The organism is Anabaena azotica FACHB-119 (assembly GCF_014697625.1).
Taxonomy (GTDB): domain Bacteria; phylum Cyanobacteriota; class Cyanobacteriia; order Cyanobacteriales; family Nostocaceae; genus Trichormus; species Trichormus azoticus_A.
On record NZ_JACJSG010000010.1, the window covers coordinates 19,693 to 33,497 of the forward strand.

Below are 13,805 nucleotides of genomic sequence, written 5' to 3' on the forward strand. Positions count from 1 at the left end.
CTAGTCAGTTATCAGTTATCAGTTTTCAGTTATCAGGGGATGTTCACTGTTCACTGTTCACTGTTCACTGATAACTGTCCCCTAACAAGGTATCAAAGCATCTAACCTACCCAACACCGCCATATCTTCTGCATCTAACTCTAGGCGTGTACCACTACGAATTAGTTCGGCAAAGTCTTCATTGGGAACCATAATTGTTAATGTGTACAGGCGACTATTGCCTGTATTTTTAATTAGATGAGTTCCTGTTGGGGGTACTAATAAACTATCCCCGGCTTTGATTGGGACTTTTTTGCCATCACACATGGCTATTCCTTCGCCTTTGATGACAAAAAACATTTCTATCGCCCATTGATGACGATTTGGTGGGGTTTGTCCACCGACATCAAAAATTTCTACGCAGCAAGTGAGGGAAGTATTAGCATTTGTGGAATCGAAAATAATTGCTAACCGATTTGTATCGTTGGGACTAATACGATATACTTGATAGTCCTTGGGTGATTTAATAACAGGAATTACGCAACGAGTAGCTCGCATTTATTTATCCTCTCCTGTAGCTTCAGGATGATTGAGGGCTGTGAAAATTGCTTGTGAATCACTAACAAAACCAAAGCATTGTTTAACGTTGTATAACGTTGCTAGCCAGCAATAATCGGGGGAAGTTGTCGCAGTACAATCTTGTAATAAAATGCAGTCATAACCCAGGAAGTTAGCATCACATAAAGTAGTCATAACGCATTGATCAGCGTTGACTCCAGTAAATAATATTGTAGTAATTCCCAGGTTCCGTAAAATACTATCTAACGCTGTGTCCCAAAAGCCGCTCATGCGGTATTTATCCACACAAATATCTTCTGGTAATGGCTGGAGTTCGTCTACGACTGCTGCCGCCCAACTACCTGCCATCAGTACTTTAGCACCATTTTTAGGTAAGCGATCGCCTAACCCCACCCCGTCACCTGTAGGATTGTAAACATGAAGCACATTACTATGAATATTCATTAAGTCGGGACGATTACCCCAATTTAACCAAATTACAGGCACACCAACCGCACGCAGTTGAGGCAGTAAAATATTTAAAGGTTCGATAGGTTTACGGGCTGGTGTCACATCTACGCCGATATGCGCCAACCAACCATCAGGGTGACAAAAATCATTTTGCATATCTATGACAATGATGGCGGTTTTTGCCAAGTCTAGGCGCAGAGTTTTAGTTTCTGTTGATAAGATAACGGGTTGTGGGGTCTTTTGCGGACGAGTGATATCTGCGATCGCTTGATTCACCCGCCAAGCATTCGGCGCTATACCCAATGTGCGTAAAGACTGATCCATAAAATTGCTATGCCCAACACAATTACTATTTTGTACCCTGAAATTCTCTTGAGCGTGTGATTACTTAATTAAGGTTAAAAGCTATGAGTTTCACTATCAAAAATGTTTTACTAGCTACTGATGACGGGTATACCACCTCAGATGTGCAGGTAGTAGACGGTAAAATCACCGCCATTGCCTCTAATTTAGAGGTTGTGGGTAATGCTATTGATGGGAAGAATAAGCTGTTACTCCCTGGTTTCGTCAACGCCCACACCCATTCATCAGAAATGTGGCAAAGAGGGGTAATATCTGCTTATCCATTGGAGTTATGGCTGGCTGAACTGTATGATTTTGCACCCATAGATACAGAGAAGGTATATCTCAGCGCCTTGGGTACGGCGGTGGAAACTTTACTGTCTGGGGGGACGAGTGTAGTAGATCATCTCATATTGATCCCTGGGGAAGAGTTAGAAACTATCGCCTGTGCAGTCCGCGCTTACAAAGAGGTGGGAATAAGGGCTTTTGTCGCCCCCCTAATTCAAGATGAATCCCTCACGGCTGGTATTCCCTCTGGGGAATCTAGCCAAACCCATGAGCCTTTTTTCCGTTCTACAAAAGCCACCTTACAATTGATAGAGGAGGCGGTGAGACAGTTTCATCGTCCAGAGGAAGGTGTGAATATTTTAGTTGCACCTACGGGGATTCAGTTGTGTACTGATGCTTTATTTGAGGGGTGTATTGAATTAAGCGATCGCTATAATTTATGTCGTCACTCTCATTTATTAGAAACCAAAGCCCAAGAAAAACTCGCCCAGCAAAAATACGGTTGTACTGCTGTTACCCATCTTAAACGCATTGGTTATTTAGGCGATCGCACTTCCTTAGCACATTGTGTCTGGTTAAATGATGCCGATATCGCCATCCTCGCCGAAACTCAATCTACAGTTGTTCACAACCCCTTAAGTAATTTACGCTTAGGTAGTGGCATTGCCCCCATTTTAAAATATCGCCAAGCCGGGGTAAATGTTACTTTTGGTTGTGATGGTGCTTCCAGTAATGATTCGCAAGATTTGTTAGAAGCCATCAAAATTGGTTCTATTCTGCACAACGTCACCGATTTTGATTATCGCCAGTGGATTACACCCAGACAAGCAGTAGAAATGGCATCTTTAGGTGGTGTCAAAGGATTAAATTCAGCAGATCAACTCGGTTCTATTACCGTAGGCAAACAAGCTGATTTAGTCATGTATGACCTCACCAATTTATCATTACTTCCCCGTACAGACCCTATAGGTTTATTAGTTTTAGGTCGTCCTACAAATGTTGTGAATAGTGCTTGGGTAAATGGCAAACAAATTATTGCCAATGGTCAAGTAACTACAATCAACGTTGATAAATTGCGAGAAGAGTTATTTAACCTGAGTGAATGGGTTAGTAAACGCCAATCTCAAACCGTTGGGCAAATTGAACGTCATTATCGCACAGTCATGGGTTTAATTTAACGTGAGTTCGACCAGTGGGGTTTTGACCTCACCCCCAACCCCTCTCCTACGAGGAGAGGGGAGCAAGAGGGGTAGAGAGAGGGGCAGGGGAGCAGGGGGGAGCAGGGGAGCAGGGGAGCAACCCACCCCTAACCCCTCCCAGGAGGGGAAAGGAGCAGAGGGGCAGGGGAGCAGGGGAGCAGAGGAGCAGAGAAGAAAAGCTATGGACTGTTGACTAATGACTAATGACTATTGACTATTGACTATTGACTATTGACTAATAACAATTTCTGCTTTCATCACAGTTGCTTCGTTGGTGCGTTCTAGTTGAAAACCGAGCTTTTCACAAACTCTTTGCATACCATAGTTATCAGCAAGGATTTCAGCTGTTATACGTTCGATTTTCTCATCGCGTCCAACTTGCAGCAATCGCTCTAACAATTGTGTACCTAAACCTTGACATTGATAGCGATCGCTTACTAACATAGCAAACTCAGCTGTCTTGGTTCCATGTAGTTTACTTAATCGACCAACCGCTAAAATTTGCCCTGGCGATTCCACAACCAAAGCCATTTCCCGGTCATAATCAATAAAACAGATGCGCGTGAGGCGTTCGTGGGTGATGCGATGACTCAGTTTTATTAGATGGAAGTAACGAAAATACACACTTTCTTCTGACAGTGTTTTATGAAACTCAACCAACAAAGGCTCATCTTCAGGACGAATCGGACGGATAGTTACAGGAGTACCATCTTTCATTGTCCACTGTCCTACATATTGTATAGGATAAGGTCGAATCGCTAACTTTGGTAGTTGGTCTTCTGTCACATCGGCTTCATGCAGCACAACCCGCGCATCTAAAGCAATTAATCCTTCACCACTGTGATTTAAAGGATTTGGTGGAATAGCAAGCAAAGGGTTGATATCAATCTCCTTAATCCAACGCTGTTCGACTACCAACTGACTAAACGCTACCATCAGTTGTTCTAGTCTTGCCATATCAATACTTTGCCGTCCCCGCACACCTTTGAGCGCCTTGTAAATTTTGGTGTGTTCCATCATCCGCCTTGCCAAAGTAGTATTGAGGGGTGGAAGTGCGATCGCTCTATCTTGAAATACTTCCACTAACTGTCCCCCTGTCCCAAACAACAGCACTGGCCCAAACTGGGGATCAAGACTACTCCCAATAATTAACTCGTAGCCGTCCATTTTCACCATTGGCTGGACAGTAACACCCAAAAAATGCTCCTTACCTGCCTTTTCGGCCACTGACTCAGCAATAGTACGATAGGCACGCCTGACTGCATCTGCATCTGGGAGGTTCAACTGCACACCACCCACATCAGTTTTGTGGGTAATTGTCTGGGAATAGATTTTGACAACCACTGGATAACCAATACCCTCAGCACATCGCACCGCCGCATCCTCAGTTTGCGCCACGCAAGTAGGTACAATTGGGATACCATAGGCTGCTAAAATTTGCTTAGATTCATACTCAGTTAAAATTGTCCGTCCCGCCTGACGTGCCGTGGCAATCAACTTCTCTACTAAACTGCGGTTGGGTATACCCGATGCAGCATCAACAGCAGGTAATACAGGCGTTTCGTAGATACCACGTAGGTTGTAACTAGATTGCCACATATAACTAAACACCCGCGCCGCCGTATCAGGGTAAGCGTAAGTAGGGATACGTTGATGGTTGAGAATTACCTCTCCCTCCTCCACATCTGCACCCCCCATCCAACTCGCGAGGATGGGTTTCCTGGCTATTTGCGCGTAGGGTTGCAATTGTTCCGCCGTTTGGGTGGGGTCGGTCATGGCTTGGGGTGTGAGAATTACCAATAAACCATCACTGTTAGGGTCTTTAGCCGCAATTTCTAGAGCTTGGGTGTAGCGTTGGGGGTCAGCATCACCGAGAATATCAATGGGGTTGCTATGACTCCAGTGTGTAGGCAGGATTTCGTTCAGGGAATTAATGGTTTGCTGTGCAATTGGTGCAAGTTCGCCGCCAGCCTCAATTAAAGCATCCGTAGCCAATACTCCAGGCCCGCCAGCATTGGTCAAAATCGTCAGTCTAGGGCCTTGGGGACGGGGTTGTTTTGCCATTACCTCCGCCATATCGAACAAATCGGAGATACTATCCACCCGCAACACCCCACAACGGCGAAAAGCTGCATCTAACACGGCATTACTACCCGCCAATGCCCCAGTGTGAGATGCGGCTGCTTTAGCTGCGGCTTCTGTACGACCTGCTTTAATCACAATTATCGGTTTGCTGAGTGCTACTTCTCGCGCTGCGGAGATAAAAGACCGCGCATCACCAATCGATTCCATGTATATGACAATACTTTTAGTTTGCGGGTCATCACCAAGATAGTAAATCAAGTCACCCCAACCCACATCTAACATTGAGCCGATGGAGACAAAGGCACTAAAACCCACATTTTCCCGCACACTCCAATCAAGGATAGCTGTACATAACGCACCACTTTGACTGAGAAAACCCACATTCCCAGAACGCGCCATAGAACTAGCGAAAGTAGCATTTAAGCCAGTGCGGGGACTCATCACCCCCAGGCAGTTCGGGCCGATGATGCGAATGTTACCGCGACGCGCCTGTGTGAGAATTTGCTGTTCTAAGGCAATACCCTCAGCACCAGCCTCTTTAAACCCGGCAGAAATGATGATTACACCTTTCACACCCGCATCCACACATTCAGAAATAATCCCCGGTACTGTGGGAGCCGGGGTAGCAATAATTGCCAAATCAACTACTTCGGGAATAGCGGCAATTGCGGGATAGGCTTTAATTCCCAAAACACTATGCCGTTTAGGATTGACTGGGAAAACAGTCCCGCCAAAAGGACTGCTAATCAAATTCCAGAGGATGGTGCGTCCCACACTACCAGCCTTTTCACTAGCACCAATCACAGCGACACTCCGGGGAGCAAAGATGGCATCAAGAGGATTTAACTTCTCTGAGTGCAAGATATCATAGGTGCGATCGCCTGGCTTGAGAGATTTCTGCATAATTAGTAGTTCATAGTTACACTATGGCTCTATTTTCAATCCAGAGATTGTTCACTTTGTCAAGAAGTTGGACAATCTTAACTAAAGCGATCGCACAGCCTATTTCCGCAGTTTGAGAGATGCGATCGCCAAATTCAAAATTAACGCCAGGGACTCTCACCCACCAAGCCGAAGGACAACTACCATAGATAGCCGCAGTCAAAGCTAAAAGCGATCGGGGATTGCCGATATGTAAATTACTATCAATATCACAAGCAGGTGAAAGTGACTGTACCTGTACATCAAAGTTATCCACTGGCAAACAAGCATCAACAAAAATAGCCAAATCAGTCCTTGCTAACGATTCCGCTAAATCAGGAGTAAGTTGATGGACACAGACAGATTTGACAGAAGGTAAATGCCAAGAAGCGACCTCATCAGCTATACGTTGTCCAATACCATCATCACTGAGCAAATCATTACCATATCCAATCACCATTACATTTTTCTTCATGATTTTTGCTTCTCACGCAAGTACAGCCAAGGCATAAATTTGTCCCCCTAACGAGTAGCCTTAATTGGAGTAGCTTTATGTCTGAGAATAAGAGAAAAACATGAGGAACTCGTGAGGAAGCCAGTTATCAGTTGACAGTTATCAGTTATCAGTTGACAGGTGACAGGTGACAGGTGACAGGTGACAGTTATCAGTTATCAGTTATCAGTTATCAGTTATCAGTTGACAGTTGTTCTCCCCAATCCCTCATCTCCCCCCTCTCCCCCCACTCCCTCATCTCCCCCATCTCCCTCATCTCCCCCATCTCCCCCCAATCCCTCATCTCCCCCATCTCCCTCATCTCCCTCATCTCCCCCCACTCCCTCATCTCCCCCATCTCCCCCCAGTCCCCAGTCCCTATTTCCCAATATCCTCATTCCACAATTCAGGATTAGTTGCAATAAACTCACTCATCATCTGTTCGCATTCATCCAAATCCAAATCAATCACTTCCACACCGTGAGACACCATAAAATCTTTAGCACCGGGGAAAGTGCGAGATTCGCCGACAATTACCTTTTTAATTCCAAATTGCACCACAGCCCCAGCGCACAAATAACACGGCATTAAGGTTGAATATAAAGTAGTACCTCTGTAGCTGCCAACTCTCCCCGCATTACGGAGACAATCGATTTCGGCATGAGTTACAGGATCACCATCTTGTACACGCTTGTTGTGTCCTCTGCCGAGAAGTTTACCATCCTTGACAAGAACCGAACCGATAGGAATTCCCCCTTCTTGTCTACCTTGTTTGGCTTCTTGAATAGCAGCCTGCATAAATTCATCCATATTTTTATCTCCTAACATGACAAAACAACTCGTATTAATGGATCACGATGGCGGTGTAGATGATTATCTAGCAACTATGCTGCTGTTGACGATGGATCATATTCAACTGCTTGGCGTTGTCGTCACACCAGCTGATTGCTATGTCCAACCCGCCGTTAGTGCTACAAGAAAAATTATCGATTTGATGGGATTCTCTCACATACCAGTAGCAGAGAGTACAGTACGCGGTATTAATCCTTTCCCTCAGTTGTATCGTCGTGATTCATTTATTGTTGACCATCTGCCAATTCTCAACCAAAACGATACGATTCAAACCCCTTTATTGGCAGAAACAGGTCAAGATTTCATGGTAAGAATCTTGAGGGAAGCACCAGCACCAGTCACCTTGATGGTAACAGGGCCATTAACAACAGTTGCGATCGCCTTAGACAAAGCACCAGATATAGAAGCCAAAATTGACAAAATTGTTTGGATGGGTGGCGCTTTGAATGTTCCTGGTAATGTGGAAAAAAGTTTAGAAGCGGGACAAGATGGTTCCGCCGAATGGAATGTGTATTGGGATGCAGTTTCCGCCGCCAGGGTATGGCAAACCCAAATTCAAATTATTATGTGTCCCTTAGATATAACTAATAATGTACCTGTGACATCGGATGTTGTCTACAAAATGGGAAAGCAACGTCATTATCCCATTTCCGATTTAGCCGGACAATGTTATGCCTTAGTAATTCCCCAAGATTATTATTTTTGGGATGTATTAGCCACCGCTTATTTAGGACACCCAGAATTTTATCAACTACGCGAATGGGAAACAGAAATTATCACCACAGGTTTAAGTCAAGGACGGACTAAAGTTGTCCCCGGTGGACGCAAAATTTTAGCTATGGATCAAGTAGATAAAGAGGCTTTTTATTCGTACATTTTGCAGCAATGGGCTAGATAATATAGCAGTAGCCACATAGGTTAGGACATTGATGAATCACAAAATCTTTGTAGTAAGCAGGTCTTGAACCTATGAAAGGGGTGTAGGGGGAAGGGTGTAGGGTGTAGGGAACCCCATAATTAAATAATGGGGTTTCAAATAAGGACACTGTATTTCTCGCAAGTTTCTTGTCTCGAAATACATCTTTTTTTCTGTTTCCATATTTAAAAATAGAGAGAAGTCAGATCGCCGATTTCCGGCGATCTGAACTTCGGAGGGCAAGGAAGCTTGTAGGGTGTGGAATTGCGTTTTCCCCTACACCCTACACCCCACAACCCACACCCTGTTCTCGGTCACCTGTCCCCTGTCACCTTTCCCCTGCCATATCAATTAAAAATTAAAAAAGGTGGGCATTGCCCACCCTACAGTTGTCCATAAATCAAATCTGATTCCTATTGACCTGGCAAGACTAAACTTGTGCATTAGCCAACAATCTAACATCTGCGTTTATCTGCGTCCATCTGCGTTCAATTTTTTTCCAATCTAATGCCACATTTTAGTCTTGACACGCCACTACAATTTAAGGTTTACTTTATAAATAATCTCTTACTGTGCTGTATAACCACCATCAATCGCAACAGATTGACCAGTAATAAAGCTAGCGCCATCTGAACAAAGCCAAATCACGCTCTTTGCTATTTCTTCTGATTGACCCAATCGACCAATAGGATGTAAAGTAGCCAACTTAGTCTTACCTTCTTCATTAAAAACACGATTTATCAGATCAGTTTCAATAACAGCAGGACAGACGCAATTTATTCGGATATTGTCTTTAGCATGTTCTAAAGCTAGTGTTTTGGTTAAACCAATCACACCATGCTTGCTAGCAGTGTAAATAGAAGCGTTAGGAAAACCAATCAGTCCAGCTATAGAAGCATTATTGACAATGACACCGCCACCTTGCTTTAACATTTGTAATATCTGATATTTCATGGACAGCCAAACTCCTTTGAGATTGGTATCAATAGTCAGATCCCACATTTCCTCTGTTTGTTCAATTCCGGGAGCGTATTGTCCCTCAGTGCCAGCATTATTAAAGGCATAATCAATTTGACCATAAACGGCAACTGTTTTCTCAATTAAATTTTCAATTTGCACAGCTTGAGTGACATCAGTTTGGATAAAAATAGCTGTACCGCCATGATCTTGAATTAGTGAAACTGTTTCTTCACTCTCTTTAACTCGACGGCTAGCAATTACTACCTTTGCGCCTTGTCGAGCAAATTCTAAAGCAGTTGCGCGACCAATACCTGAACTGCCACCTGTAATTAATACAACTTTGTTCAAAAACTCTGGCATATAAACTCACTTTTCCCTAATTGAAATAAACTTAATTGACCAAAAAGATGTTCTACAACATAACAAAAATTAGATGTTGACCATCAGAAAATTCTGCTGAAATATCTGCTCAAATTGCTAGTAAGATATCAAGCACAATAGTAGGGTGCGTCAGATGTAGAAAATCCTTGAATGTGTACGAAATTATTGAGACTGACGCACCCTACAGTTAGTTTGATTATGAAACTTGCGTAAGTCCTATTGAAAATTAAAACTTACTGTGCTGTATAACCACCATCAATCGCAATAGATTGACCAGTAATAAAGCTAGCGCCATCTGAACAAAGCCAAATCACGTTCTTTGCTATTTCTTCTGATTTACCTAATCGACCAATAGGATGTGCAGATTTGATTTGACTCGTACCTTCTTCAGTCCAAAAACGAGTTAGCATATCAGTTTCTACACCACCAGGACAGACACAATTTATTCGGATATTGTCTTTAGCGTGTTCTAAAGCTAGTGTTTTGGTTAAACCAATCACGCCATGCTTGCTAGCAGCATAAATTGAACCATTAGGAAAACCAACCATTCCAGCTACAGAAGCATTATTGACAATGACACCGCCACCTTGCTTTAACATTTGTAATATCTGATATTTCATTGACAGCCAAACTCCTTTGAGATTGGTATTAATAATCAGATCCCATATTTCCTCTGTTTGTTCAATTCCAAGATTTCGAGTTCCCGCAGTGCCAGCATTATTAAAGGCATAATCAATCTGACCATAAACGGTAACTGTTTTCTCAATTAAATTTTCAATTTGCACAGCTTGAGTTACATCAGTTTGGATAAAAATAGCTGTACCGCCATTATCTTGAATTAGTGAAACTGTTTCTTCACCCTCTTTAACTCGACGGCTAGCAATTACTACCTTTGCTCCTTGTCGAGCAAATTCTAAAGCAGTTGCGCGACCAATACCTGAATTACCTCCTGTAATTAATACAACTTTGTTCAAAAACCCTGGCATATAAACTCACTTTTCCCTAATTGAACTAAAATTATTTAACCCCAAAAAGTTGTTCTACAACATAACAAAAGTTAGATGTTTACTATAAGAAAATTCTGCTGAAACATCTGCTCAAATTGCTAACAAGATATCAAGAATAGATAGAATAATTGTTGGCACTACACTACTAAGTCAATTAATAGGGAGTTTAAAAAAATCAGGACTTAAGCAACTGGCACTTGGGGTAGGGTGCGTCAAGTCGCTTCTCTACGAGACGCTACGCGAACGCTCCAATTCAAAATTCAAAATTCACGCATTACAATCCCCATAAATAAATTTAGGCGGCTCAAGACAAGGAATTTTTTGCCTTGTGCTTACGCATCTCAGCAAAATTGTTTCTACATTGTCCATAAATAAATTTAGGGGCTTGTATCCTTTTCATCTTCGGTCAGATGTGGAAAATCCTTGAATGTCTACGAAATTATTGGGGCTGACACAGCCTACAGTTAGTTTGATTATGACAATTGGGTAAGTCCTAAAAATAATTATTCCATCATTAAAAACTTTTATAAAGTGATATAAATATCACTTCATTAGCCTTTAAAACGAATTTAATTGAAAATGGGCAATAAGGCAACAGAATTTATACTGATACCAATTCTCTATAAAGTTGCAGCAAATAAATAATGTAGAGACTATTATGGCAATCTCTACAAATCAAGTCCGGCTAACGGGACTTAGACAAAACGTAGCCAGAAAAACTACTCAAATGTATACACAGAAGGAATTTGACATCGTTTTGACTAATTTCTTGCTATATCTGGGTTTCAAGCATTTTTGAGCCTGTGGTGTATTTTCCTTGTCCTGTATGGGTTTGAGGTTTATTTCTGCCTCAAAAATGTTTAAGTCCCGCTAATTACTGACGATATATAGCAGGGGAGAGGTGATAGGTTACAGGGGACAGGCAAGAGAAAGCCCTTGCAGTAAAGATTTGATGATTCCTCATTGTCCTAACCTATGTGGCTACTGCTATAGTTACTTTAATAGGTAATGGGTAATAGTAAAAAACAATTACCAATTCCTAAGATATAATAAGTATTTAAGCGGACATAATATTACCTATTTCTGCGCCCTATAAACTGGAGTTGGCTGACGATAAGTATTCAGTAATTGCTGAAATTTATCAAAATCAAAACTCAAGGGATCTACTCTTTGGTTGGAACGGTCTACCGCTTTATGGGTGGTGATGCGGTCTTCTGGTACTTGACTTTGAGCTATTAACCAAGCTAGAGAATTATATTGTGCTTCCGTGTAACCACTATGAGATTTTAAGAAATTATTGCCCCTGCCATCTGGTGGAGTTTCCAAAGAAACATGATAAGCAAAGTTATTTACAGATGGTGGTAAGTTAGGATTAGTTTGCACGGTTTCGGCTCCATCTGTCCCCTCAAAAACTGAGTTAGCAGCACCAAATGCCCGCTTTTCTGGAGGTACTAAATATAAAACCGTTCCATCTAATTTAATGATGGCATGATAACTTGCTTGGACGTTCTCATCTGTATGAGGTGTTTGAAAGAAGTTAACCGCGCTAGCAGCAGAATTACTAGTTTCGTGAATAACTATAATTGGTTGATTATTTACAGGTATACCATTAACATCTTGAGCAAATCTTTCACCATAATTGCTGGGATCTACCGCCGCAATTTCTAATCTGGGTTTATACTTATCAAAAGCTAGAGTAGTTGCATATTTACCAACAGCCTGATTTTTTGGCGCTGGGGGTTTAATGATATTTACTGCTTGATTTTTTTGACTTGTGAATGAATGGACTTGAATTTGGGGATATTGTCGCCAAGTTGTATCTGACGTTGATGTTGCTGCGCCCTGGGGTAACTGTCTAGCCTTGCCAACTAGTAACGCCAATATCAAAGCGGCTAACATCAGAAAAATGAGCGTAACTCTGGTAGCCCAGTCACGAAAATTCATTATTTTATACTTAAAATGCTGCCTTAACTAATATTAATATACTTATCTTTGTATAAAGTTGGCTAATATCTTTCCTCACCCCTCCGCGCCAACCTCTGCGAACCTCCGCGTTAAGAAATTATGACTTAATACCCTTAAACCGTTCCTTGGCGTGAGCAAAAGCTTCCTGCATCACAGACTGAATCTTTTGCGGATCAGGCTTATTACCACCCATTAAATCACCAAAGTAGACGCAGGCTGTTTCCCCTAAAGACCAAGTGTAGGCTGCTGCCCAAGAGGCGGCGATCGCACTCCCAAATCCTGGTACAAATTTAACTAACTCCCTACCTATAGCTTGGGCTAAAAACCCCCCGGCGATCGCACTCACAATTCCCCCAGCTTGAGATGGTGTGACTGTTTGACCGTATAATTTTCCTAACATTGTCACCATCGATACTTGCAAAGCTGTCAGCACTGGCATGGTAGCAAATGGCAATGGTACAGCCGCCAATGCCGCCGCCATCACCGCAAAGGATAAGGTGTAACGCCTGCCAATATCCCGGTAGAGATTGCCTAATTTCTCACCCGCTTGCTTATCTAATAACTGATAAATAGCTTTAGCTTCTGCTTCTGGCAGGAGTTCAGCCAGACTATCCCTGAGTGCATCTAAACCGTAAAATACCGGATTATAACCATCTTCCTCTAAAGTAAAATCAATGAGAATGGCACGGTCATAAACTCCCGCAAAAGCTGCTTGTATTGCCGCAAAAGCCCGGCTAACTTCTTCATAATTTGGCGGATAAGCTGGATGATCCTCTACATCAGGGGGATAAACTTCATGTAAACAAGTGACAGCCAGTAAACAAGGTATCTCTGGGTACTTCTGACGTAAATTTTGAGCAATTTGCCGTAGGGTATCAGTAGCAAAGTCATCAATTTTCACTGTCAAAATCAAGACTCTGGCGCGTCCGCTTTTTTCCTTCAAGTCCCCGACTAATTCCTGAATAACTCCCTGGGTTTCCTGGTTGATATCACCTAAACCCACCGTATCAGTAAAAACCAATAACGGCAGGTCATTAGATGGATAGGCATAGCGTTGGGTGTGTTGGGTGTGGGGACGAAAGCCTTGTCCGACAATTTCCGCAGAAACTCCCGTCAGTCCGCGTACAATCGAACTTTTACCAGCTTGTGGCTTACCTAGTAGTAAAGCCTCTGTAGTTGGCAGTTCCTGACGCACCTTGTCCAGAATATCAGCAACTTCCGCCTCACTCACACTGAACCACTGGACAAACTTCTGTGAAACCTGTTCCACGGGTAATATCTGCACTAAACTATCTGTTGCCTTTTGCCAGACACCAGTAACACGTTCTGCCCAAGAATTATCGCCTCGCCTAGTCATCGCAATTAATTATTGAGGTACACCCATATCT

12 protein-coding genes are annotated in these 13,805 nt (G+C 42.7%); 2 read left to right on the forward strand and 10 right to left on the reverse strand.

Going from position 1 to position 13,805, the window contains the following annotated elements:
- Positions 1-81: 81 nt before the first annotated feature.
- Together H6G83_RS08995 and H6G83_RS09000 are read right to left on the reverse strand one after the other, a co-directional pair.
- Positions 82-537 carry a cupin domain-containing protein gene (locus H6G83_RS08995; RefSeq protein ID WP_190470183.1) on the reverse strand — a complete coding sequence of 152 codons (456 nt, stop codon included), beginning with the start codon at positions 535-537 and terminating at the stop codon, positions 82-84.
- Positions 538-1,332, reverse strand: coding sequence for a cysteine hydrolase family protein (locus H6G83_RS09000; protein WP_190470186.1), 795 nt, complete (start codon positions 1,330-1,332; stop codon positions 538-540).
- An 83-nt stretch (positions 1,333-1,415) separates the two neighbouring features.
- On the opposite strand from H6G83_RS09000, the gene H6G83_RS09005 reads away from it, so the two are divergent.
- Positions 1,416-2,816: an amidohydrolase gene (locus H6G83_RS09005; protein WP_190470189.1), complete on the forward strand. Its 1,401-nt coding sequence runs from the start codon at positions 1,416-1,418 to the stop codon at positions 2,814-2,816.
- Between the two features lie 249 nt (positions 2,817-3,065).
- Here the strand turns inward: H6G83_RS09005 and H6G83_RS09010 are convergent, their stop codons facing one another.
- The 4 genes from H6G83_RS09010 to H6G83_RS09025 form a co-directional block, all read right to left on the reverse strand.
- A complete protein-coding gene (locus H6G83_RS09010) occupies positions 3,066-5,825 on the reverse strand; it encodes a bifunctional acetate--CoA ligase family protein/GNAT family N-acetyltransferase (RefSeq protein WP_190470192.1) in 2,760 nt (919 codons plus the stop codon).
- A gap of 16 nt (positions 5,826-5,841) precedes the next feature.
- Positions 5,842-6,318, reverse strand: coding sequence for a hydrogenase maturation protease (locus H6G83_RS09015; RefSeq protein WP_190470194.1), 477 nt, complete (start codon positions 6,316-6,318; stop codon positions 5,842-5,844).
- Positions 6,319-6,536: 218 nt separating this feature from the next.
- Entirely contained in the window at positions 6,537-6,734 is a 198-nt protein-coding gene (locus tag H6G83_RS09020; protein WP_190470197.1) for a hypothetical protein, read from the reverse strand.
- Positions 6,715-7,146, reverse strand: coding sequence for a nucleoside deaminase (locus tag H6G83_RS09025; RefSeq protein WP_190470200.1), 432 nt, complete (start codon positions 7,144-7,146; stop codon positions 6,715-6,717). Before H6G83_RS09025 ends, H6G83_RS09020 begins: the two co-directional genes overlap by 20 nt.
- A gap of 16 nt (positions 7,147-7,162) precedes the next feature.
- Between H6G83_RS09025 and H6G83_RS09030 the strand changes: the two genes are divergently transcribed.
- A complete protein-coding gene (locus H6G83_RS09030; protein ID WP_190470203.1) occupies positions 7,163-8,086 on the forward strand; it encodes a nucleoside hydrolase in 924 nt (307 codons plus the stop codon).
- Positions 8,087-8,671: 585 nt separating this feature from the next.
- Here the strand turns inward: H6G83_RS09030 and H6G83_RS09035 are convergent.
- The 4 genes from H6G83_RS09035 to H6G83_RS09050 all read right to left on the reverse strand — a co-directional run bounded on the left by H6G83_RS09035 (position 8,672) and on the right by H6G83_RS09050 (position 13,774).
- Positions 8,672-9,424 (reverse strand): SDR family oxidoreductase, encoded by a 753-nt coding sequence (locus H6G83_RS09035; RefSeq protein WP_190470207.1) that lies wholly within the window; start codon positions 9,422-9,424, stop codon positions 8,672-8,674.
- Positions 9,425-9,678: 254 nt separating this feature from the next.
- Complete coding sequence (locus H6G83_RS09040; protein ID WP_190470210.1) at positions 9,679-10,431, reverse strand: SDR family oxidoreductase; 753 nt, start codon at positions 10,429-10,431, stop codon at positions 9,679-9,681.
- A 1,098-nt stretch (positions 10,432-11,529) separates the two neighbouring features.
- Positions 11,530-12,396 (reverse strand): N-acetylmuramoyl-L-alanine amidase, encoded by an 867-nt coding sequence (locus H6G83_RS09045; RefSeq protein ID WP_190470213.1) that lies wholly within the window; start codon positions 12,394-12,396, stop codon positions 11,530-11,532.
- 118 nt (positions 12,397-12,514) lie between these two features.
- Positions 12,515-13,774 carry a GTPase family protein gene (locus tag H6G83_RS09050; RefSeq protein ID WP_190470217.1) on the reverse strand — a complete coding sequence of 420 codons (1,260 nt, stop codon included), beginning with the start codon at positions 13,772-13,774 and terminating at the stop codon, positions 12,515-12,517.
- Positions 13,775-13,805 lie beyond the last annotated feature (31 nt).